The organism is Spirillospora sp. NPDC047418 (genome assembly GCF_040643275.1).
Taxonomy (GTDB): domain Bacteria; phylum Actinomycetota; class Actinomycetes; order Streptosporangiales; family Streptosporangiaceae; genus Spirillospora.
On the sequence record NZ_JBEYTW010000016.1, the window covers coordinates 50080 to 72171 of the forward strand.

The 22092-nt window shown below is 70.6% G+C and carries 21 protein-coding genes; 10 read left to right on the forward strand and 11 right to left on the reverse strand.

Features of this window, described 5'->3' with window-relative positions:
* Nucleotide 1 precedes the first annotated feature (1 nt).
* A complete protein-coding gene (locus ABZ806_RS13075) occupies nt 2-1423 on the reverse strand; it encodes an MDR family MFS transporter (RefSeq protein WP_500217156.1) in 1422 nt (473 codons plus the stop codon).
* Between the two features lie 91 nt (nt 1424-1514).
* Here ABZ806_RS13075 and ABZ806_RS13080 point away from each other — a divergent pair, with 91 nt between their 5' ends.
* On the forward strand, nt 1515-2111 hold the full coding sequence (locus ABZ806_RS13080) for a TetR/AcrR family transcriptional regulator (protein WP_500217158.1): 597 nt from the start codon (nt 1515-1517) through the stop codon (nt 2109-2111).
* Here the strand turns inward: ABZ806_RS13080 and ABZ806_RS13085 are convergent.
* The 3 genes from ABZ806_RS13085 to ABZ806_RS13095 all read right to left on the reverse strand — a co-directional run bounded on the left by ABZ806_RS13085 (nt 2108) and on the right by ABZ806_RS13095 (nt 5497).
* A complete protein-coding gene (locus ABZ806_RS13085) occupies nt 2108-3160 on the reverse strand; it encodes an MBL fold metallo-hydrolase (RefSeq protein ID WP_500217160.1) in 1053 nt (350 codons plus the stop codon). The two genes, ABZ806_RS13080 and ABZ806_RS13085, sit on opposite strands and share 4 nt — an antisense overlap.
* Before the next feature lie 56 nt (nt 3161-3216).
* Entirely contained in the window at nt 3217-4275 is a 1059-nt protein-coding gene (locus ABZ806_RS13090) for an arabinan endo-1,5-alpha-L-arabinosidase (protein WP_500217162.1), read from the reverse strand.
* Between the two features lie 187 nt (nt 4276-4462).
* Nucleotides 4463-5497 carry a LacI family DNA-binding transcriptional regulator gene (locus tag ABZ806_RS13095; RefSeq protein WP_500217165.1) on the reverse strand — a complete coding sequence of 345 codons (1035 nt, stop codon included), beginning with the start codon at nt 5495-5497 and terminating at the stop codon, nt 4463-4465.
* Between the two features lie 343 nt (nt 5498-5840).
* Between ABZ806_RS13095 and ABZ806_RS13100 the strand changes: the two genes are divergently transcribed.
* The 5 genes from ABZ806_RS13100 (at nt 5841) to ABZ806_RS13120 (ending at nt 12124) form a co-directional block, all read left to right on the forward strand.
* On the forward strand, nt 5841-7127 hold the full coding sequence (locus ABZ806_RS13100) for an ABC transporter substrate-binding protein (protein ID WP_500217167.1): 1287 nt from the start codon (nt 5841-5843) through the stop codon (nt 7125-7127).
* The gene (locus ABZ806_RS13105) at nt 7124-7996 is read left to right on the forward strand and encodes a carbohydrate ABC transporter permease (RefSeq protein WP_500217169.1); all 873 of its coding nucleotides are present in this window, start codon (nt 7124-7126) and stop codon (nt 7994-7996) included. The genes ABZ806_RS13100 and ABZ806_RS13105 overlap by 4 nt, the downstream gene beginning before the upstream one ends.
* Nucleotides 7993-8910, forward strand: a complete 918-nt coding sequence (locus ABZ806_RS13110) for a carbohydrate ABC transporter permease (RefSeq protein WP_500217171.1) — start codon at nt 7993-7995, stop codon at nt 8908-8910. The genes ABZ806_RS13105 and ABZ806_RS13110 overlap by 4 nt, the downstream gene beginning before the upstream one ends.
* 32 nt (nt 8911-8942) lie before the next feature.
* Nucleotides 8943-10463: an arabinosylfuranosidase ArfA gene (gene arfA / locus ABZ806_RS13115; RefSeq protein ID WP_500217173.1), complete on the forward strand. Its 1521-nt coding sequence runs from the start codon at nt 8943-8945 to the stop codon at nt 10461-10463.
* 194 nt (nt 10464-10657) lie between these two features.
* Nucleotides 10658-12124, forward strand: coding sequence for an MFS transporter (locus ABZ806_RS13120; protein WP_500217175.1), 1467 nt, complete (start codon nt 10658-10660; stop codon nt 12122-12124).
* 21 nt (nt 12125-12145) lie between these two features.
* Here the strand turns inward: ABZ806_RS13120 and ABZ806_RS13125 are convergent, their stop codons facing one another.
* On the reverse strand, nt 12146-12904 hold the full coding sequence (locus ABZ806_RS13125; protein WP_500217177.1) for an endonuclease/exonuclease/phosphatase family protein: 759 nt from the start codon (nt 12902-12904) through the stop codon (nt 12146-12148).
* 251 nt (nt 12905-13155) lie between these two features.
* On the opposite strand from ABZ806_RS13125, the gene ABZ806_RS13130 reads away from it, so the two are divergent.
* The 3 genes from ABZ806_RS13130 (at nt 13156) to ABZ806_RS13140 (ending at nt 15571) form a co-directional block, all read left to right on the forward strand.
* On the forward strand, nt 13156-13359 hold the full coding sequence (locus ABZ806_RS13130) for a hypothetical protein (RefSeq protein WP_500217180.1): 204 nt from the start codon (nt 13156-13158) through the stop codon (nt 13357-13359).
* A gap of 107 nt (nt 13360-13466) precedes the next feature.
* A complete protein-coding gene (locus ABZ806_RS13135; RefSeq protein ID WP_500217182.1) occupies nt 13467-14573 on the forward strand; it encodes an LLM class flavin-dependent oxidoreductase in 1107 nt (368 codons plus the stop codon).
* The gene (locus tag ABZ806_RS13140; protein WP_500217184.1) at nt 14570-15571 is read left to right on the forward strand and encodes a helix-turn-helix transcriptional regulator; all 1002 of its coding nucleotides are present in this window, start codon (nt 14570-14572) and stop codon (nt 15569-15571) included. Before ABZ806_RS13135 ends, ABZ806_RS13140 begins: the two co-directional genes overlap by 4 nt.
* Here ABZ806_RS13140 and ABZ806_RS13145 read toward each other — a convergent pair.
* The 4 genes from ABZ806_RS13145 to ABZ806_RS13160 are packed head-to-tail and all read right to left on the reverse strand — an operon-like array spanning nt 15549 to nt 19790.
* Entirely contained in the window at nt 15549-17321 is a 1773-nt protein-coding gene (locus ABZ806_RS13145) for an SDR family oxidoreductase (RefSeq protein WP_500217186.1), read from the reverse strand. The genes ABZ806_RS13140 and ABZ806_RS13145 overlap by 23 nt on opposite strands.
* Before the next feature lie 48 nt (nt 17322-17369).
* Nucleotides 17370-17900, reverse strand: a complete 531-nt coding sequence (locus ABZ806_RS13150; RefSeq protein ID WP_500217188.1) for a GyrI-like domain-containing protein — start codon at nt 17898-17900, stop codon at nt 17370-17372.
* On the reverse strand, nt 17897-18655 hold the full coding sequence (locus ABZ806_RS13155; RefSeq protein WP_500217191.1) for a MerR family transcriptional regulator: 759 nt from the start codon (nt 18653-18655) through the stop codon (nt 17897-17899). The genes ABZ806_RS13150 and ABZ806_RS13155 overlap by 4 nt, the downstream gene beginning before the upstream one ends.
* A 40-nt stretch (nt 18656-18695) precedes the next feature.
* On the reverse strand, nt 18696-19790 hold the full coding sequence (locus tag ABZ806_RS13160; RefSeq protein ID WP_500217193.1) for a CapA family protein: 1095 nt from the start codon (nt 19788-19790) through the stop codon (nt 18696-18698).
* Between the two features lie 197 nt (nt 19791-19987).
* Here ABZ806_RS13160 and ABZ806_RS13165 point away from each other — a divergent pair, with 197 nt between their 5' ends.
* On the forward strand, nt 19988-20605 hold the full coding sequence (locus ABZ806_RS13165) for a Uma2 family endonuclease (protein ID WP_500217195.1): 618 nt from the start codon (nt 19988-19990) through the stop codon (nt 20603-20605).
* On the opposite strand, the gene ABZ806_RS13170 is transcribed toward ABZ806_RS13165, so the two are convergent.
* The gene (locus ABZ806_RS13170) at nt 20591-21532 is read right to left on the reverse strand and encodes an SPFH domain-containing protein (protein ID WP_500217197.1); all 942 of its coding nucleotides are present in this window, start codon (nt 21530-21532) and stop codon (nt 20591-20593) included. The genes ABZ806_RS13165 and ABZ806_RS13170 overlap by 15 nt on opposite strands.
* Nucleotides 21529-21975: an NfeD family protein gene (locus tag ABZ806_RS13175; protein ID WP_500217200.1), complete on the reverse strand. Its 447-nt coding sequence runs from the start codon at nt 21973-21975 to the stop codon at nt 21529-21531. Before ABZ806_RS13175 ends, ABZ806_RS13170 begins: the two co-directional genes overlap by 4 nt.
* Between the last annotated feature and the right edge of the window lie 117 nt (nt 21976-22092).

Genomic DNA, 22092 nt, shown 5'->3' on the forward strand with positions numbered 1-22092 from the left:
GTTACGGGCGGGAGCGGGCGGTTTCTGGGGCGGTAGTGGGTGTTGGGGCGGGGTGGTCGGGGGTGGTCCTGCCGGGGAGGGTCAGGGATAGTAGTGCGGCCAGGGCGGTGAAGGCGGTGGCCCACCAGAAGGATTGGTGGAAGGCGTCGGCCGGGTGGCCGGTGGTCATGACGTGCTCCAGGATCACTGCCAGCACTGCTGTGCCGAAGGAGCCGCCTATTTGTTGCGCTACGCGGATCAGGACGCTGGCGTGGGCTATTTGTTCGCGGTCCAGGCCCTGGTAGGCGACAGCCATGACGGGGACCGTTACGGCGCCCAGGCCGATGCCGCGTAGGAGAAGCCAGCCGGCGAGTGTCCAGGTGTTCGTGTGGGCGTCGGCGTAGGCGAAGGGGATGGTGGCGGCCCCGACTACGAGGAAGCCGATGACCGTGATGGGGCGGGCGCCGATGCGGTCGGTGAGGCTGCCGGCGAGGGAGCGGCTGAGCAGCGTGCCGATGCCCTGCGGGACGAGCGCGAGCCCGGCGTCGAGGGCCGTGGCGCCGCGGATCTGCTGGTAGAAGAGCGGCAGCAGCAGGACGGCGCCGTAGAGGGTGAAGCCGGAGAAGAACAGCACGGTCGAGGCCGACGCGGTCGGGCGGTGGGCGAACAGGCGGACGTCCACGAGGGGGCCTGGGCGGCGTAGCGCGTAGGCGGCGAAGCCTGCGACGAGGCCGACGCCGATGATCAGCGGGGTCAGGGCGCCGGGCTTCGCGAAGCCCTTGGTGGCGGCCTCGGAGAGGCCGAAGATGGTCGCGGCCATGCCGGGGGCGAGCAGCGCCAGCCCGGGGACGTCCAGGCGGGGACGGGCGGACGGGTCATCGCGGTCGAGGAACCGCGCGGCCAGCCAGATGCCCACGACGCAGAACGGGACGTTCACCCAGAACATCCACCGCCAGCTGAGGTGCGTGAGGATCAGCCCGCCCACCAGCGGGCCGAGGATCGGGCCGAGCAGCGCGGGCAGCGCGACGACCGCGGTCGTGCGGCCGAGCAGCCGGCCGCCCGCGGCCCGGACGACCAGGGTGGTCATCACCGGGAGCATCAGCCCGCCGCCGATGCCCTGGACGACGCGCCCCGCGATCAGCGAGGGGGCGTCCCAGGCGGCGCTGGAGGCGAGCGATCCGGCCAGGAACACGGCCAGCGAGAAGATCCACACGCGCTTGCCGCCGAACCGGGCCATCGCCCAGGTGCTCAGCGGGACGGTGATGCCGAGCGCGAGCAGGTAGGCGGTGGTGACCCACTGGATGGTGGCGACCGTGGTGTGCAGGTCGGCGGCCAGCGAGTGCAGCGCGACGCCGACGATCGTGGTGTCGAAGACGACCGCGAGGACTCCGGCGATCAGTACCCCGGCCGTTTTGAGCACTTTCGGGTCGAGACGCTCCCCCATGACGAACCTCATTAAGAGTCATGAATGTACCTTATTGTCCACGGTAGGCTACCCGAGTAAGAAACACAAGTGACTCTTAACGGAGGACGACGTGGCGGAGGAGCCGGGCAGGCGCCGGCGGGGCAAGGCCCTGGAGGACGCGCTGCTGCGCGCCGCGTGGGACGAACTGGTCGAAGCCGGATACGCCGCGCTGACGATGGAGCGCGTCGCCGTCCGGGCGGGCACCAGCCGCGCCGTCCTCTACCGGCGGTGGCCGGGCAAGACCGAGCTGGTGATCGCGGCCATCCGCCATCGGCGGGACGTCGATCCCGTCGCCGTACCGGACACCGGGAGCCTGCGCGGCGACCTCATCGCGCTGATGCGCGCGGCGACCCGGCGGCGCATCGATCTCGCCACGATGGTCGGCGCGCAGCTCGGCGGCCTGTTCGCCGAGGCCGGGACGACGCCCGCCGAACTGCGCGAGCAGATCATCGGCGGCGGTTCGCTCTGGTCGCGGGACGTCTTCCGGCGCGCCGTCGAGCGCGGCGAGCTCGACCGCGACCGCGTCCCCGACTCGGTGCTCACGCTGCCGTTCGACCTGCTGCGCCACGACATGCTGATGACGTTCGAGCCCGTCCCGGACGAGCGCATCACCACGATCGTGGACGAGTTGTTCCTCCCCCTCCTGGTCCACTACCAGCAGGACTAGGCGGTGAGGCGGTACGTGCTGCCGCTGCTGCTCTGCACCCAGGCGCCGGGCAGCGCGGCGGCCAGGGCGTGCTGGGCGCGCCAGCCGGTGCAGTGGCCGGGGACGACGAGGCTCGGCGCCAGCTCGGTCAGCGCGTCCACGGTGGGCGCGATGACCGGCTCGAAGGCCGGCCCGCCGAGATGCAGCCCGCCGACGAGCGCGTGCAGCCGGTCGACCCCGGTCAGCCGCCGCGCGTGCCGGACGATGTTGATCGCGCCCGCGTGCCCGCACCCCGTCAGCACGACGAGGCCCCGGTCGCGGACGTTGACGACGAGCGCCTGGTCATCGGCCACCAGCGGGTCGTGCACCCAGTCGGACCCGGTCCACGCCTGATGGGACGGCGGCATGCCGTGCTCGAACTCGGTGGTCCGGTCGACCTCGCCGGTGATCAGCACGCTGCCGTCCAGCAGGAGGGAGGGCTCGCGGCGCTCGATGACATCGAAGCCCTCCGCGTCCAGCGCGCGCCTGCTCAGCGTCGGCAGGTCCTCGGTCTCCCGGCCGGGCACCGCGATCCGGCGCCGCGTCCAGGCCAGCGGGTGCAGCACCATCGGCAGCGACCGGACGCCGCGTTTGCCCGCAAGCCCGGCCAGCCCGCCCGCGTGGTCGAAATGTCCGTGGCTGAGGACGACGGCCTGGACGTCCCCGAAGTCGATGCCGAGCCGGTCGGCGTTGGTGACCATCGCGTCCGGAGACAGGCCGGTGTCGAACAGGAGGGTGCTCACGCGGTCGGCGCGGCGGACCCTGACCAGCGCGGAGAAGCCGTGCTCGGCGACCATCCCGGCGAAGGTCCGGCCGTCCTCGAACTGCGGCGCCCGCACCGCGCCCGCGCCCGAGCCCGCCCGCCGGACGCGCTCGTCGCCGGTCAGCAGCGCGTCGTAGAGGTTGTCGACCAGCGTGACGATCTTGACCTCGTCCACCGGCTCCAGCGCGATCGGATCGACCGCCGCCCCCGCCGCCGGACGCGGCATCGACGCCGCCGCCTCGCCGTGCCCGCCCCCTGTCTCGCACATACCGGCAGCCTAACTCCGGCCCGGACGGGGTGGGTCCGGGCCGGAGCGGAGGGGTGTCAGTAGACGTACGGCCAGGCGGCGCCGTCCCAGCCGAGGAGGTTGATGCCCAGGTAGGAGGCACCGCTGTCCGCGTAGTAGTGGTAGAAGAGGACGTCGCCGTCGACGTCGCTGAGGACGGCCTCATGTCCCGGTCCGTGGATCGAGCCGTGACCGGCGAGGATCTCGGTGCCGCCGCCGGAGTTCATGGCCACACCGTTGCGGTCGACGTAGGGGCCAGTGATCGAGCTCGACCGGCCGACCATGACGCGGTACGTGCTCGCGGCGCCCCGGCAGCAGTAGTCGAAGGACACGAACAGGTAGTAGTAGCCACCGTGCCGGTAGATGAACGGCGCCTCGATCGGGCCGCCGCCCCGGGAGGCGATGGACCGGACGGACGTGTCGGACGTGGAGCGCAGGCCGCTCCCGGCGTCCAGCCGGATCATCTTGATGCCCGACCAGAACGACCCGAAGGTCAGCCACCATTGGCCCGACCCGTCGACGACGAGGTTCGGGTCGATCGCGTTGTAGTTCACCGAGCCACTGCTCGCGATGACCAGTCCGCGGTTCGTCCAGGTTCCGGACGCGCCCGTGGGGCTGGTGGCCAGGAAGATCGCCGAGCGCTGGGATCCGAACGTGGACGCCGAGTAGTACAGGTAGAACTGACCGTCGTGGTAGGAGATGTCGGGTGCCCACAGGCTGCGGGAGCCGCCGGTGTACGACGTGGTCCATGGCGCGCCGCCGGGGAAGGCGGCTCCGGCGTTCCGCCACGCGGTCCGGTCCGTGGACGTCTTGATCGGGATGTTGTCGCCGGTCGTCACGACGATGTACGTCCCGTTGGGCGCCCGGACGGCGGAGGGGTCGTGCGCGCCGGTCGAGCCGGTGACGTAGCCGGGGTTCGGATACGCGGCGAGGGCCTTCTCCGCAGCCGTGTTGACGAGCCGAACCTGCGGGCCGGTTCCCGAGTAGCGGATGATCAGGACGAGGGCGGACGACGCCGCCACGAGCGCGACCGCCAGGGCGATCGCCAGGGCGCGCCAGGGTCGCCGCCTCGCGTGCGGCAGTACGGGAGCGGTCATGTGACGGGCTCTCCTTTCGGGTGACGCTGCCGGCCCGAAACGCGCGGCCGGAACCGGACCGGGTGGCCGGGGACCGCGCAGAGCAGCGAGTGTGACCGGTAACATCCACGCCGATTGCAGCGCTGCAAAACAGGATGCACCGGCACCCGGCCCGGCGCAAGGCGGGCATGAAAGGACCGCGCCCGGCTCAGCCGGACACGCGTCCGGCCGTGCTCTCGCGGACGATCAGCCGGTGCGGCGCCCGCAGCTCCAGCCCCGGCGGCGGGGCCGTGCTGCCGATGCGCAGCAGCAGGCGCTCGACGGCGGTGGCCGCGATCATCCCCTTGTCCGGGGAGATCGTGGTGACCGTCGGGTTGGAGTACCGGCCGTCCTCGATGTCGTCGTAGCCGATCACCGCGACGTCCTCCGGGACGCGCATGCCGCGCGAGATCAGGGTGTGGATGGCGCCCAGCGCGACGAGGTCGCTGTAGCAGAAGACGGCGTCCGGCGGGTCGTCCCGGTCGAGCAGGAAGGCCATGGCCTCCGCGCCGTCGGCCCGGTTGAAGCGGGGCCTGCCGATGATGAGGTCCTCGTGCACGGGCAGGCCGCGGCGCTCGTGCGCCTCGCGGAAGCCGCGGGTGCGCAGCTGCGCCGCCTCGCCGGTCTCGTACGGCTGGTCTCCTATCGCGGCGACGCGGCGGCGGCCGAGGTCGAGGAGGTGCTCGGTGGCGTGCCGGGACGCCTCGACGTCGTCGATGCCGACGTGGTCGAACGTTCCATCGCTGACCCGCTCGCCGAGGACGACCAGCGGCAGGTTCGGGTCGCGGTCGGCGAGGGCGCTCTGGGAGAGCCCGAGCGGGCTGAAGATGACCCCGTCGAAGAGCAGCCGGCTGGAGCCGTGGTTGATGAGCATCCGCTCGTGCTCGCGGTCGCCGTCCGTCTGGTCGATCAGCACGTTGTAGCCCTGGACGCGGGCGGCGCGGATGATGTCCTGGAGCAGTTCGGAGAAGTACGGAGTGTCCAGGTACGGGACGACGACGGCGATCTGCCCGGAGCGCCCGCGGGCGAGGTTGCGGGCGAGCACGTTGGGCCGGTAGCCGAGCTGGTCGACGGCCTCCTGCACGCGCCGGCGGGTGTGCTCGGTGACGTTCGCGTAGCCGTTCACCACGTTGGAGACCGTCCGGCTGGAGACGCCGGCCAGTTCGGCCACGTCGCGCAGGGTCACCTCACGTCCTCGTCGCATGCCCGTCCCCTCCGGTCGGTCGGTGGCCCGCTCCCGGCCCGTCACAAGCTTCCGGCAGGTTCCCTCTTGCCGTCCACTGGCGCGGCGTGCATCCTGTTTGCAGCGCTGCAAAAGGATAGTAGAACGCGATGGGCTCCGTGCTCATCAGGGACGACATACGACTCGCGCCACACGCTCCACCGGCGGTGCGCGCGGGACCTGCAGCCGGTCCTTGGCGTGCCAGCACCAAGGACCGACCCACCCACTACGCGATACGAGCGCGTCGGATTCCCCCTGGGAGGGACCCATGAGTGTCAGGCACTTCAGTGTAAAACGCGGACGGCGCCGACCGGTCCGGGCGGTCGTGGCGGTGGTCGCCGCCGGCGCGCTGATGGCGGGCTGCGGCGGCTCCGGTGACGCGGGCGGCACGTCCGACGGCCCGGTCAAGATCAAGGTCTGGGCCTGGTACCCCTCGTTCAAGCCGGTCGTCGACCTGTTCAACAAGACCCACACCGACGTCCAGATCGAATGGACGAACGCGGGCACCGGCCAGGACCAGTACACCAAGCTCCAGACGGCGCTCAAGGCGGGCAAGGGCGCGCCGGACGTCGTGATGATCGAGTTCCAGGAAGTTCCCACGTTCCAGCTCACCAAGCACCTGGTGGACATGGGCAAGTACGGCGCGAACGCCGCCAAGGGCAACTACGTCGACTGGGCCTGGAAGCAGGTCAGCGCGGGCGGCAAGGTGTACGCGATCCCGGTCGACGCCGGGCCGATGGCGATGCTGTACCGCAAGGACCTCTTCGACAAGTACCAGCTCACCGTCCCCAAGACCTGGGCGGAGTTCAAGGAGCAGGCGCAGAAGCTGAAGAAGGCGTCGCCCAGCAGCTTCATGACCGACTTCGGCGCCAACGACGGCGGCTTCATGACGGGGCTGCTGTGGCAGGCGGGCGCGCACCCGTTCGACTACACCTCCGCCAAGGCGCCGAACATCGGCCTCAGCATCAACGGCCCGCAGGCCAAGCAGACGATGGCGTACTGGCAGGACATGGTGGGCAGCGGCCTCGCCGACACCACCGCCTTCGCCACCACCGACTTCTACACCGGGCTCACCACCGGCAAGTACGCCACCTACCTGGCCGCCGGCTGGGGACCCGGCTACCTCGCGAGCGTCGCCAAGAAGACCGAGGGCAAGTGGCGGGCCGCGCCGCTGCCGCAGTGGACGGCCGGGGCGAACGCGCAGGGCGACTGGGGCGGTTCGGCGTTCGCCGTGACCGACCAGTCCGAGCACCCGAAGGAGGCGACCAAGGTCGCCATGGAGATCTTCGGGACGAACAAGGACGCGTGGCGGATCGGCATCGACCAGGCGTTCCTGTTCCCGACCGTGACGCCCATCCTCGACTGGGACTACTTCCGGGGCAAGGAGTACGAGTTCTTCGGCGGCCAGAAGGTCAACGAGGTGTTCGTGCCGGCCTACAACGCCATCGGCGAGTTCCACTGGAGCCCGTTCAACAGTTACTACTTCAGCCAGATGACGACGGCCATGAACCAGGCGATCGAGAAGAAGTCGCCGTGGCCGGCGGCGCTGGACACCGTCCAGCAGAACGTGTCGAAGTACGCCTCGCAGCAGGGCTTCAAGGTCGCACCGTGAGGATCCGCAGGGGACCCGGCCGCCAGGCGGCGGCCGGGTGGCTGTTCGTCACGCCGTTCACCATCCTGCTCGTCGCGTTCCTGCTGCTGCCGATGGCGTACGCGGCCAAGCTCAGCCTCTACCGGTCGACGCTGGTGGAGGGCGAGGTCTTCGCCTGGCTGGACAACTACCGGCAGGCGCTCGGCGACCCCGAGCTCCGCCGGGGCGTCGTCCGGGTGATCGTCTTCGGGGTCGTGCAGACCCCGGTGATGATCGCGCTGGCCCTGGCCTTCGCCCTGATCATCGACCACGCCACCTCGCGCCTCTCCCGGTTCTTCCGGCTGGCGGCGTTCGTCCCGTACGCGGTGCCGGTGGTGATCGGGACGCTGATGTGGGGGTTCCTCTACAGCCCCCGCACCGGCCTGTTCAGCGCGCTCGGGAACCCGGACTTCCTGTCCAGCGACTGGGTGCTGTACTCGCTCGGCAACGTCGTGACCTGGCAGTGGGCCGGCTACAACATGATCGTCCTGTACGCGGCCCTGCAGGGGCTGCCGCGCGAGGTCTACGAGTCGGCCCGGATCGACGGCGCCGGTCCGCTGCAGATCGCGCTGCGCATCAAGACACCGATGATCTCCGCGGCGATCGTGCTGGTCACGATCTTCACGATCATCGGCACCCTGCAGTTCTTCACCGAGCCGCTGATCCTGCAGCCGCTCAACCCGGGCGCCATCACCAACAGCTACACGCCCAACGTGTACGCCTACCACCAGGCGTTCTCCTACCAGCAGTACAACTACTCGGCCGCGATCTCGTTCCTGCTGGGCGCGGTGGTCTTCATCGGGTCGTACATCTTCCTGTTCGTCACGAGGCGAAGGAGCGCGCTGCGGTGAGCACGGTGACGATGGACGGAGCGTCCACGAGGGCCGCCGCGCCGGTCCCGCGCCGCCGGACGGCCCGGTTCGGCGCCGGACGGATCGCCTCGCACGCGGTGATGGCGGTCATGGCGGTGTACTTCCTGCTGCCGTTCTGGTGGCTGCTGATGGCGGCGACCAAGAACAACGACGGGCTGTTCGACTCGCGGCCGCTCTGGTTCGGCGGCGACTTCAGCCTGTTCGACAACCTGTCCGCGCTCTTCACCCAGAGCGACGGCATCTACCTCAAATGGCTGCGGAACTCGGCGCTGTACTCGGTGGTCAGCGGCTTCGGAGCCACCGCGGTCGCCGCGCTCGCCGGGTACGCGTTCGCCAAGCTGGAGTTCCGGGGCCGCAACGCCCTGTTCGCGACCCTGCTGGGCCTGATCATGGTGCCGATGACGGCGCTCGTCCTGCCGACGTACCTGCTGATGAGCGAGATCGGGCTCACCGACTCGATCTGGGCGGTCATCCTGCCGTCGCTGCTCAACCCGTTCGGCGTGTACCTCCTGCGGGTCTACGCGCACGACTCGGTGCCGGACGAGATGCTGGAGGCCGCCCGCATCGACGGCGCCGGCGAGTTCCGGGTGTTCCGCAGCGTGGCGCTGCCGGCGATGCGTCCCGCGCTGGTCACCGTGCTGCTGTTCACGATGGTGGCGACCTGGAACAACTTCTTCCTGCCGCTGGTGATGCTCAGCAACGACGACCTGTTCCCGCTGACCGTGGGCCTGCGCACCTGGTACCAGTCCGCGACCATCGGCAGCGGCGGCGGAGAGGCCCTCTTCAACGTCATCGTGGCCGGCTCGCTCGTCGCGATCATTCCGCTGATCATCGCCTTCCTCATGCTCCAGCGGTACTGGCGCGGCGGCCTGACCATCGGCGCCGTCAAGTGACCACCCCGCACGCCGTCCCCCGAAGGGAAACCATGCTGCACGCATCCGCCGTCCTCGACCCCGCCGCGGTCGTGGCCCCGGTCAGCCGCCGCACGTTCGGCTCGTTCGTCGAGCACATGGGACGCTGCGTCTACACCGGGATCTACGAACCGGACCATCCGGCGGCGGACGAGGAGGGGTTCCGCACCGACGTCCTCGCGCTGACCCGCGAACTGGGCATCACGATGGTGCGCTATCCGGGCGGCAACTTCGTCTCCGGATACCGCTGGGAGGACGGCATCGGGCCGCGCGACCGGCGTCCCCGCCGCCGCGACCTCGCCTGGCACAGCGTCGAGACGAACCAGGTCGGCATCGACGAGTTCGCCCGGTGGGCCGCCAAGGCCGACGTCGAGATCATGTACGCGGTGAACCTCGGGACGCGGGGCGTCCAGGAGGCATTGGACGTCCACGAGTACGTCAACCACGCCGAAGGGACCACCCTCTCCGAGCTGCGGCGCGCGAACGGCGCGGCAAAGCCGTACGGCATCACCCTCTGGTGCCTCGGCAACGAGATGGACGGACCGTGGCAGACCGGGCACAAGACCGCCCACGAGTACGGGCTGCTCGCCGCGTCCACCGCCCGCGCGCTGCGCTCGGCGGAACCGGGCCTGGAGCTGGTGGTCTGCGGCAGTTCCAGCTCGGACATGCCGACGTTCGGCGCCTGGGAGGCGACCGTCCTGGAGCACGCCTACGACCTCGTCGACTACGTCTCCTGCCACGCCTACTACGAGGAGCTGGACGGCGACCTCGGCTCGTTCCTGGCGAGCGCCGTCGACATGGACCACTTCGTGAACAGCATCGTCGCCACCGCCGACAGCGTCGGCGCGCGGCTGCGCAGCAAGAAGAAGATCAACCTGTCGTTCGACGAGTGGAACGTCTGGTACCTGTCCCGCTTCCAGGGCCAGGAGCCGCCCGAGGGCTGGGACGTGGCGCCGCGCGTCATCGAGGACGAGTACAACGTCGCGGACGCGGTCGTCGTCGGCAACCTGCTGATCTCCCTGCTGCGGCACAGCGACCGGGTCACCGCCGCGTGCCAGGCGCAGCTGGTCAACGTGATCGCCCCGATCCGCACCGAACCGGGCGGCCCGGCCTGGCGGCAGACGATCTTCCACCCGTTCGCGAAGACCGCCGCCCTGGCCAGGGGCGACGTTCTGCGCACTCGGCTGACGTCCCCCACCTACGAGACCGCCCGCCACGGCGAGGTCCCGGTGGTCGACGCGATCGCCACCCACGACGCGGAGACCGGCGACGTGGTCGTCTTCGCGGTCAACCGCGACCAGGACGCCCCCGTGGAGCTGACCGTGGACCTGCACCTGTTCCCCGAGCACCTGCACCTGGCCGAGACCTACACCCTGACCGACACCGACCTGACCGCCACCAACACCCGCGAAGCCCCCGACCGCGTCGTCCCCCGCCCCAACGACCAGGTGTCGATCGACGGCGCCACCCTCAAGGCCGTCCTGCCCCGAGTCTCCTGGACCGCCCTCCGCCTGACCCGCGCAGCACACCGATAACCACCGCCTCACCGCACGGCCCCGGCAGGCAACTGCCGGGGCCGTGCGTGCGTCGGTGGCCCGGAGGTTCGATGGCGGGTTGAGAGTTGTCGGCCCCTTCGCCCTGCTGAACAAGCCGTGTGCAGCGGAAAAGTCTCCGGGACGAGTTCAACGAAACAGTGGAAGTCATGGATGTCGGAGACAACAGAACGCAAGTGGCGGAGGGTGCCGGTGAGGCGTCCGGCGACCGGCAGGGGGACGCGTCCAAGCGGCGGTGGTGGACGCTGGCGGTGGTGAGCGCGGCGCAGCTGCTGGTGGTCCTGGACGGGACGATCGTGAACATCGCACTGCCGTCGGCGCAGCAGGCGCTGGGGATGTCGGACGGGAACCGGCAGTGGGCGATCACCGCGTACGCGCTGGCCTTCGGCGGGCTGCTGCTGATCGGCGGCAGGGTCAGCGGCGCGATCGGCCACCGGCGCACCTTCCAGATCGGGCTGGTCGGCTTCGCCGCGTCGTCCGCGCTGGGCGGCGCCGCGGTGAACCCGCTGATGCTGTTCGGGGCGCGGGCGCTGCAGGGGTGCTTCGCCGCCGCGCTCGCACCCGCCGGGCTGTCGCTGCTGGCGACCACGTTCGTCCAGGCCCGCGAGCGCGGCCGGGCGTTCGGGGTCTTCGCCGCGGTCGGTGCCGCGGGCTCGGCGATCGGGCTGATCGCCGGAGGACTGCTGACCGAGTACGCCGACTGGCGCTGGTGCCTGTACATCAACGTGCCCGTGGCACTGCTCGCCGTGCTCGGAACGGCGCTGGTGCCCGCCGACCGGCCGGTCGCAGGCCGGATGCGGCTGGACGGCGCCGGCGCGCTGCTCAGCCTCGCCGGATTCGCCGCGGTGGTGTACGGGTTCAACCGCGCCGAAGCACTGGGGTGGGGCTCGGCCGGGGTGCTGGTGCCGCTGGCCGGCGGGCTGGTGCTGCTGGTCGCGTTCGCCGCCGTCGAGTCCCGCGCGGCCCATCCGCTGCTGCCGATGCGGGTGCTGCTGCACCGCGCCCGCGCCGGCGCGTTCTGTGCCATCACCCTGATGTTCGTGGCGATGTTCGGCTTCTACCTGTTCATGAGCTACTACACCCAGACGGTGCTGGGCTACTCGCCGGTCGAGGCCGGCCTGACGCTGATCATCAACGCACTGGCGGCACTGGCCGGGTCCGTGCTCATCGCCGGGAGACTGCACGGGCGCGTCCAGCCGGCGGTGCTGATCGTGCCGGGTCTGCTCGCCGCGGCCGCCGGGATGCTGATCCTGACCCGCCTGCCGGCGGGTGACACGGACGTCTTCGCCCTCTACCTGCTTCCCGCGCTCGCGCTCACCGGGCTCGGCCTCGGCTGTGTGCTGCCCCCGACCGCCGGCCTCGCCACCGAGGGCATGCGCGGGCATGACATCGGGGCCGCGTCCGCGGCCTACAACGCCGCCCAGCAGTTGGGGGCCGCCCTGGGCACGGCACTGCTCAACACGCTGGCCGCCAGTGCCACCGCGGCCTACCTGGTCTCCCGTCCGCACCCGCGACCGGATGCGGCCGCGGTGCACGGCTACACCACGGCCTTGACGGTCGCCTTCGTCATCCTGCTGGCTGCCGCGTGCCTGACCACTCCGCTGATCGCCATGCGGCGCGCACGACGTCGGTCGGCATCGTGAGCGGCCGCGGGTGGGGCCGGTTCAGTCGGTGAGGTGCAGGGTGGCGGCTATGCCGTAGTGGTCGGAGAGGTGGGTGCGGTCGCCGTCCGGTAGGCGGACCTCGTCCTTGAAGACGACGCGGGCCTCTGCCGCCAGGCCCGGCCTGTGGAGGAGCTGGTCTATCGCCCCGATGTCGGCGCATTCGGGGCGGTAGGTCGGTTCCGTACTGCCGGCGAGGCCGTCGTGCAGGCCGGCGGCGGACGCGAACGCCGCGAAGTAGGGGGAGCCGCGGGGGACGTTGAAGTCGCCCATGGCGACCAGGGGCTCCGTTTCATCGATCCGCTCGATGGCGGTCGCCAGGCGGCCGAGTTCTGCCTGCTCCACCTTTGTGTAGACGTTGGACGGCGACCAGTCCATGTCCATGTTCGCGGAAAGGTGCGTGTTCACCACCGTGAGATGGCCGCTCGGAAGTTGTATTCGTGTGAACAGCGCGCCTTTGTTCAGGAGCCATTCGGGGCGGGCTGGGCGGGCGAGGGCGAAAGGCTCGTAGTGGGTGCGGACGATAGGCCATCGGGAAAGGGTGACCAGGCCGCCTCGGACGAGCGGGAATTCCCGGGCCCGCGCCAGGTGCGGGTAGGACGGCGTCAGGCAGCGGAGCCTCGCCAGAATGAACGGCGATATCACTTCCTGCAGGCAGACGATGTCGTGGTCGGAGTCGTCGAGCACGCCGGCCAGGGCCTCGATGCGCTCCCGGGCCCGGCCTCGGAAGAGCGTGTTGAAGGTGAGAACGCGGATTCTCATGGCCGCCACCCTACGTCGGCGCGGTCGCCGTGGCGGGGTGGCTTATCGGATAAATGCGCGTTTTGCGTTATTTGTGACTAGCCCGTTCGCGCGGTGGTCTGTCTCCTCGGCGTTGAAGGGAGGCGCGCGGTGGGCCATGATGGAGGCTCAGCCGCCCGACTTCCCGGAAGTGCCCCTTGATGCACAGCTCTCCCCTCCAAGGTGAACAACCGTGCTCAATGCCCCACTGCGGCCGCCTGTCGTGCTTTCACGTGCGGCTGGAGGGGCCCCTGCCAAAAGAGCGCGGACGCGATTCCTGCGGCACCCATCTGGCCGAAGTCGTGCATGAATTGGCATCGCGCGCCCGCGAGCAGCGGAAGCGTTCCGGGCGGGTGGTCGTGTACGCGATGACGGAGCGGCGGTCGGCTGCGGCGGGGCCTTTCGACCAGCTCGCGCTCGGCGCCATCCCGGTCTGACCTCCCTCCGGTAGCGGCGCGGGTCTTGCCGGCCATTGCCGATCGTCCGGGGGCTTCCGATACTGGGCTGGCAATGCCGAACGCGACCGGACGAAAAAGAGGTCGGCATGGGTTTCCAGCTTGGCTTGTTCTCCCCCAACACCGAATCGGGACTCGCGATCACGACCGCTCCGGAACGATGGCACGCGACCTGGGACAACAACCTCCGGCTCGCCCGGCTCGCGGACGAGACCGGCATCGACTTCCTGCTCCCCGTCGCCCGCTGGACGGACTGGGGCCCCGGCACCGACTTCCACAGGAGCGCCCTCGACCCGCTCGTATGGGCGTCCGGGCTGCTCGCCCACACCAGCCGCCTGCGCGTGTTCAGCACCGTCCACACGGCGTTCCACCATCCCGTCGTCGCCGCGAAGCAGCTCGCGACCGCCGACCACCTCAGCAGGGGGCGGGTCGGGCTGAACATCGTGGCGGGCTGGCACGCTCCCGAGTACGAGATGTTCGGTCTCACGCTGCCCAATGACCACGACACGCGTTACGCGCTCGCCCAGGAGTGGTGGGACGTCGTCAAGCGCATCTGGTCGACCGATGAGCCGTTCGACCATGACGGACGGTTCTTCCAGTTGCAGCACGTCGTGGGACGCCCCAAGCCGTTCAACGGGCAGAGCGTGCCCGTCATCAACGCCGGGTCGTCCAACCAGGGGCGTTCGTTCGCGGCCCGCAACGCCGACCGGGCGTTCACCGTCGTGGCCGGGCCCGAGGACGGTGCCGAGATCGTGAAGGCGATCCGTGCCGAGGCCGCGTCCCACGGCCGGACGGTCGGCGTCTTCACGCTCGGGCATGTCGTGTGCCGTCCGACCCAGGCCGAGGCGGAGGAGTTCCTGCACTACTACGCCGACGAGCACGCCGACTGGCCCGCCGTCGACGAGGTGATGCGGCTGCAGGGGCTGCACGCGCAGTCGTTCACTCCGGAGATGCTCCAGATCTACCGGGACCGGTTCGCCGCCGGCCACGGCAGCTGCCCGCTGATCGGCGACCCCGACACCGTGGCGGACGGCCTCGCGGAGTTCGCGCGTGCTGGATTCGACGGTATCGCTCTGTCGTTCCTCAATTACGCTGATGAACTGGGCTACTTCGCCGACGAGGTCATGCCTCGCCTGCGTGCCCGAGGTGTCCTGTCCATCGACCGTCCTGAGAAGGCTCCGCCAACGCGAACATGACTCTCTCCGCAACCTCGCCGCCACTGTCCGCCTACCGCCGGGTCGCCAGCGCGGACATCGGTGTCCTGCACGACATCGTCGAACCCTTCGCCATCGGCCACGACCTCCAGGTCCGTCAGCCGGACATCCCGCTGGACGGTCTGGTCAACGCCCTCGGCGTGGGCGCGATCAACATGGTGTGGGTGCGGTACGGGGGCGGCGGGGTCATCGTGGACACGCCACCGACGGAAGGCCACTTCGCCATGTGCGCGCCCATCGCGCCCATGGACGTCGAGTACCGGAGCACCAGGAACCGTGACACGGCCGGGGGGAGCCTCGTGCTGTCCCACGACGAGCCGATGCGGATGACGCCGCACCCCGCCCTCGGCTGCCTCGTCATCGCGACGAGCACCGGACGCCTGGCCGACCATCTCTCCGGCCATCTCGGACGGGACCACACCGCGCCGCTGCGCTTCCACAGCGTGGACGGTCCCGCCGTCCTTCCGGCGTCGATCGTCGAGCAGACCTGGCGGCACGTGTGCCACGTGCTCGACCACGCGACGGCCCAGGGCGGGCTTCATCCGCTGGCGGCGCGCAGCCTGGAGGAGTCGCTGCTCACCGCGATCCTGCTCGGCCTCCCGCACACGGCGACCGACAGCCTCGCCGAGGAGCCGGCACACCCACCGCACCATCTCGCGGGCACGATCCGCGATTGGATGGAGGCGAACCACCACCGTCCCATCGGCGTCACCGACATCGCCGTGTCGGTGGGCATCAGCGTTCGCCAGCTACAAGCGATCTGCCAGGACCAGTGGGGGCTGACCCCGACGCGGCTCTTGCGCGGGATGAGGCTCGACCACGCGCGCGCGGCACTCACCATGACGCAGCTCGGGCCTGGCGCGGTCACGGACGTCGCCAGAGCCGCCGGCTACTTCCACATGAGCCGCTTCGCCGCCCACTACAGGCAGCGCTTCGGGGAGACCCCCACGCAGACCCTCAAGAGGTCATCCGTTCCTTGACCCGGTCTCCGGCGCGCCGCCCGAGACGAGCGATCGTCCTGTTGGCGGTGGGGGACACGCGGGAGAGCGCGCGGCCGAAGCGTGCCTCGACGGCGACGAGCGCCACCGGAGTATCCCGCCGGACGGCCCGCAGGATCGCCCGCGCCACCTTCTCCGGCGGGAACCCCCGGCGCTCGATCGCGCGGACCATCCGATCACGCAGTTCGCCGTCCACGCCGGGCGGCAGGCCGACGAGACGGGTGCTGCCCGTGATGGGCGTGTCGACGGCGCCGGGGCAGATGGCGGAGACACCGATCCCGTAGCGGTCGAGGTCCAGGCGCAGGCATTCGGTCATCTGGAGGACGGCGGCCTTGGTGGCGCCGTAGGCGGGCAGTTCGGGGCTCGGCAGGAACGCGACCATCGACGAGATGTTGACGATGTGGCCCCACTCGCCGCGTTCCACCATCTGGCGTCCGAACAGGCGGGAACCGCGGTACATGCCGTCGAGGTTGATGGAGCGTATGCGCGTCCACTCGTCCTCGGACATGTCGAGCAGGGAACCCGCCACGGCGACGCCCGCGTTGTTCACCACGATGTCGGGGACGCCGAACGTGTCGCGTACGTGGTCGGCGAACCGTTCCATCGCGTCGGCGTCGGCGACGTCGACCCCGTAGATGTGGGCTTCGCCGCCGGCCGATTCGATCTCGTCCCTGGTTCGCTTGGCGGCGCCCTCGTCGATGTCCGCGACGACCACACGGGCACCCGCGGTGGCGAAGGCGTGGGCTGTGGCTCGTCCGATACCGCTGCCCGCACCCGTGATGACGACGAGGTCACCGCCGAAGTCCTTGCCGGGTTGTCCTGCCGCGCGCGCGTGGGCGAGACCAGGTGTCTCTGCGCCGCCGTCAATGTGGTCGACGAACTCCGTGACCCAGCGGGCGATGAGGTCCGGATGGCTGCGCGCCACCCAGTGCCCTGCCGGAGCACGGCGCACGTACAGGTTCGGCACCAGCCCACGCGCGGACAGCAGCAGCGACTGGGAACCGTAGCGGTCCTTCACCGGCACGATGAGCTGGACGGGCACGTCGGTCCGCCCATCACCGGACGGCCCCCCGCCGCGCCCCATGTTGGCGCGGTACAGGCCGAGCCCGTTGCGGGCGTCCGAGCGCAGCGTGTCCGCCGGGTGGCCGGGGCGCGGCTCGGCGCCCTCGCGCAACCGCATCATCTGCCCGAACCCCGCGGCGAGCGCGCGGGCCGCGACCTCGCCGACGCGGGGCGCCATGAACACCGGCATGTAGACGCTGCGGCGCGCCTGGCCCAGCACCTCCGCGACGCCCCGCGGCCCGGACCGGACGGCATCGCGCGCCCACCGCGCGAGATGCCGCCGGTCCGGACCCGAGATCGAGGTGAAGGAGGCGATACGGCCCCGCAGCCGGTCGCCGATGACCGCCTCCCAGCCCTGCACGGAGCCCCAGTCGTGCCCGACCAGGTGGACGGGCTCGTCGGCGCCCACCCCGTCCAGGACGGCCTCCAGATCGCCCATGAGCGCGTCCAGCCGGTAGTCCAGCGGGTCGGCCGGGCCGCCGGACGCGCCGGCGCCCCGGACGTCGTAGGCGACGACGCGGAACCGCCCGGCGAGACGCTCGGCCACGTCGTCCCACATCGCGCCCGTGTCCGGGTAGCCGTGGACGAGGACGACCGTCGGCCGCGCCGCCTCGCCCCGCACCCGCACGGCCAGCTCGATCTCGCCCGACCTCACCCGCTGATCACGCATAAGCCCGAAACTACGCCTCTTGGACGGCCCGTCCAAGGTGCCCCGTCCCTACCGGACGGGCTGGCGCAGGATCGTGCGCATCTTCTCCGGGTCGGTCTCGGCGGGGTCGGACAGATAGATCTCGTGGTGCAGCCCGTTGACCACGAGCCCCTTCGCCTCCATCAGCGCGTCCATGCGCGCGAGGGACGCGGGCTCGTCCGAGTACAGGCCGCTGTGCAGCATCTGCACGCACAGGCCGTCATTGTGGGTGACGTGCTGGACGCGCGCAGCCGCGGGCACTCCGGCACGCGCCTCCTCGCGCGCGCGGGCGATCGACGCGATGTCGTCCGGGACGCGAAGGAACATGTGCCACCGCCACTCGTCACGCGGCACGTCGAACGGTGAGCGCTCGTCCTCGACCCACCAGCGACCCTCCAGCGGAACCATCGGCGCACCCAGCGCACCCAGGACCGCGTAGACCGCACTCACGCTCTCCCCGTACGCGGCGCCTCCGGGCTCACCGCGCCCGGTCACCGCCAGGCCGGACACACGCCCGTGCTCGACCGTCTCCGGCTCGCTCGAAGCCTCATACCAGCTCACTGCTCATCACCCACTCGAACCATCACCCGGGTCTCCAGGTGTTCGGGCGGCGTGGTCGCGGGGTCGTTGAGGTACACCTCGCGGACGGGCCCGGCAGGCGTATGCCCGTAGTCGCCGAACCACGCGAGCACGCCATGGACAGTGAGCGGGATCTCCTCGTAGGGGCCGGCATGGACGGCCGCCGCGAACGTGCCGCCGGGCAGGACCTCGTCGCCGTCCGCCGCGTGGACGGCCACGCGCACGTCGAACTCGTCCGCCATGTCCAGCGGGAAGAGGCCGACGAGCAGGCCGTCCGGCGAGATCCGGGGCAGCAGCCGGCGGACGCACGCCGCCGTCGCGTCCGGGATCGTCGGCGGCGTCGCCGTCTCCCGCGCGGCGAACACCCGCCGCGCCGGCTCCCGCACGATCGCCACCTCGTGCTCCGGCAGCCCCTCGGCGAGGACGCGGTCCAGGAGCCGGAGGCCGCGCCGCCGCCGGGCGATGTCGGCCTCGATCCCGTCCCGCGCCTCCCGCAGCGCGCCGCCCGCGTCCCCGGACAGCACGCGCGCCACCACCGGCAGCGGCACGCCCGCCGCCCGCAGCAGGCCGGCCATCAGCGCGTCCCGGGCCTGGCCGGGCCGGTAGTACCGGTAGCCGGACGCCGGGTCCGTCCACGCCGGGGGCAGCACGCCGAGGTCGTCGTAGTGCCGCAGCTGCTTGACGCTGAGCCTGCACAGCCGCGCGAACCGCCCGATCGGCAGGAGATCGTCGCTCACAGGCCCCACCCTGACCCCTCCCACCGTGGGAGAGTCCAGCTCAGGACGGCCTGGCCGACAGACCCGTGCATCCGCGCAGCCCGTTCCACCGCTTGAGCTCCGCCTTCGCCGCGGCGCCCTTCATCGGGATGGGGACGCCGCCCTGGATGAGCGCCGGGTTCCACTTGTCCTTCACGACCTTGCCGTTCTGGACCTTCAGCAGCAGCACCCCGGACTTCGCCGTCTGGCCGTTGGCGGAGTAGAACACGAAGTTGCCCATGCCGTAGTGGACGTACGAGCTGTTCATGTAGCCGCCGCCCAGCGGGATGTGCGCGTGGCCCCCCACGATGATGTCGGCACCCGCCTCGACGAGCTGCTGCGCGAGTTCCTTCTGGCGCGGCAGCGGGCAAGGCTGAAGCTCGGCACCCCAATGCAGGTGGACGATGACGACGTCCGACCCCTTGCGGGCCTCCTTCACCGCCTGGACCATCCGCGGGACGTTCTTGGCCGACGCGAGACCACCCTGGGTGTCGGTCGCCGTCCACGCCTGGATCAGGTTGTCGTCCAGTACCTGCGTGGCACCGACGATGGCGAGCTTGTTGCCCTTCACGGTGACGCGATACGGCTTGAAGGCGGCATCGGCGTTCTTGCCGATGCCGACAACCGGGAACCGCGTCTGCTTGATGGCGGCCAGGGAGTCGCGCAGGCCGCCCGACATGTAGTCCATGCCGTGGTTGTTGGCCATGGAGACGACATCGACCCCGGCGGCCTTCAGCGCCTTGAACGCGGACGGCGGCGCCCGGAACGTGAACTGCTTGCCCGGCGCCGGCGTACCACCCGTCGTGATGGCGGTCTCCAGGTTGATCATGGCGAGATCCGCCGCGCGAAGCTGTTTGGCGACGGGTCCGAGCGCCGTGGACGGGTTGCCGAGCCGAGCCCGCAACTGCCCCTCGAAATGCGTGTCGCCGCCGAACGCGAGAATGATCGGCTCCTTGGCGGGCGGCGCCGGCTTCTTCTCCCCGCCGTCCGCCCCGGACGTCGCGGGCGGCGGCGTCGCGCCCTCCGCGTCGGAGTCGCCCGAACTCCCGCACGCCGCCGCGGTCAGCGCCACCGCGGCCATCGCCGCCACCGCGGCCGCAATCCCCCGCCTGCCCATCGCCTCGCCTCCATCCGGCCCACCCGGGCCCTGGGTCGGCCAAGCATGCCACGTCCGCCCAAGACGGCGACCCCCTGGAACCCCCGCCCCACCCCACCCCACGCCCCCTCCCGGCTGCTTCTCAGTCCCCCGGGCGCCCCTGCACCCCCGCATATAGGCTCTGACCAGGTACCGGATCGATCTCTAGGAGCCTGAGCATGCCTCTTCCCGCATGGGCGACGGATCCCTCAAGCCTCCTCATCACCAAGGAGCAGTACGAGGCTCTGCCAGAAGAGGTCTGCAAGTCCATCGAAGTAGTGGACGGCGTTGTCGTCTTCTGTGAATCACCATCCCCTCGGCATCAGCGCATCCTGCGGAATCTCACTCGCGCATTGGAGGACGCGCGGCCGACCAACGGCCCTTGCATCGATGTGCTTCCGGACACCGACATGTACTACGTCGAGCGCAGCGCCCATGTCACTGACAAGGGCCACCGGTTCACCATGCGACGCCCGGACGTCAGTGTCCTGTACTGCCTAGAGGGAAACGCCAAGCTGACGAGTGCGAACGTCTTCACCGCCGTGGAGATCGCGGGATTCGACAGCAGACAGCGAGACTTTCAGGACAAGAAGGCGGAGTACGCGGGGCAGCGCATCCCCATGTACCTCATCGTTGTCCTGGACGCCGACGAGACGATCCACTCGGTGGAGGAGCACCGGCTCGACTGGTCGGGCCGCAGCTACCAGCTCGCCACCGTCCACCGCGACGCGCTGGACACCGAGCTTCCGGAAGGCATGAAGCTGAGCGTGAGCTTCGCCGAGCTAGAGACCGTCTGAAGGTCCGGCCCGGTCGGTGGAGTCGTCTCGGCCGTTGGGGTGGGGGAGAGCGGGGTTGAAGGCCTGGGTGATGGCCTGTAGGGCGTTCGTCAGTTCGCCTGGGATCACCCAGAAGGTGTTGCCCTGGCCCTCGGCCAGTTTGGGGAGGGTCTCCAGGTACTGGTAGGCGAGGAGTTTCGGGTCGGGGTCGGCGGTGTGGATGGCGGTGAAGACCTGCTCGATCGCGGCGGACTGGCCCTCGGCCTCCAGGATGGCGGCCTGGCGGGCGCCCTCGGCCTTCAGGATCGTCGACTGGCGCTCGCCCTCGGCGGTGAGGATGGCGGAGGCGCGGGCGCCCTCGGCGGTGAGGATCGCGGCGCGCTTCTCCCGCTCGGCGCGCATCTGCTTCTCCATCGCGTCCTTGATGGACGCCGGCGGCTCGATCGCCTTGATCTCCACGCGGGTGACGCGGATGCCCCATTTGCCGGACGCGTCGTCCAGCACGCCGCGCAGCGCCGTGTTGATCCGGTCGCGGGACGTCAGGGTGGCCTCGAGGTCGAGGGTGCCGATGACGTTGCGGAGGGTCGTCGCGGTGAGCTGCTCGATCGCCTTGATGTAGTTCACGATCTCGTAGTCGGCGGCGCGCGGGTCGGTGACCTGGAAGAACAGCACGGTGTCGATGTGGACGACCACGTTGTCCTCGGTGATGACCGGCTGGGCCTTGAAGGAGACGACCTGCTCGCGGAGGTCGAGGAGGGGTTTCACCCGGTCGACGAACGGGACCACGAAGCTGATGCCGGGTTCGAGGGTGCGGTGGTAGCGGCCGAGCCGCTCGACGTTGCGGGCGCGGGCCTGCGGGATGATCCAGACGGCCCGCACCACCGCGGTGGCCAGGACGAACGCCCCGGCGAGCACGATGATCAGGACGGCGATGGCGATGTCGGTCATGGTGGCTCCTCGGCCGAGACCGGGTACAGCAGGGCGGTGGCCCCTTCGATGGCGAGGACGTCGGCGGTGGCGCCGGCCGGGATGACGAGGTCGGGGTCGTAGGGGCGGGCCGTCCACTCCTCGCCGCCGATCCGGGCGCGGCCGCCGCGGCGGGTGACCTCGGTGAGCGTGTACGCCTCCCGGCCGACGAGCGCGGCGGTGCCGGACCGCAGCCGCGGCGGCCGCCTGATGTGGCGGGCCGCCAGGGGGCGGACGACGGCGACGCCGGCGATCGACCCGACGGCGAAGACGGCGGCCTGGGCGGCGAGCGGCAGGCCGAGGGCACCGGTCAGCCCGGCGGCGAGGGCGGCGACGGCGAGGATCCCGAGTGCGAACGTGAGCGTGAGCAGCTCGGCGATTCCGAGCAGCGCGGCGACCAGCAACCAGGCGACCCACGGCCCCATATAGCAGCTCCCTAGAGGCTGCCGAAAGTCCTCTTCTTCAAAGTAGCCCCCAAATCGCCGTTACGGCCATGCCCAGGGGGGCGGTCATGGTGCGGGCGCGACCGACAAGTCATCATT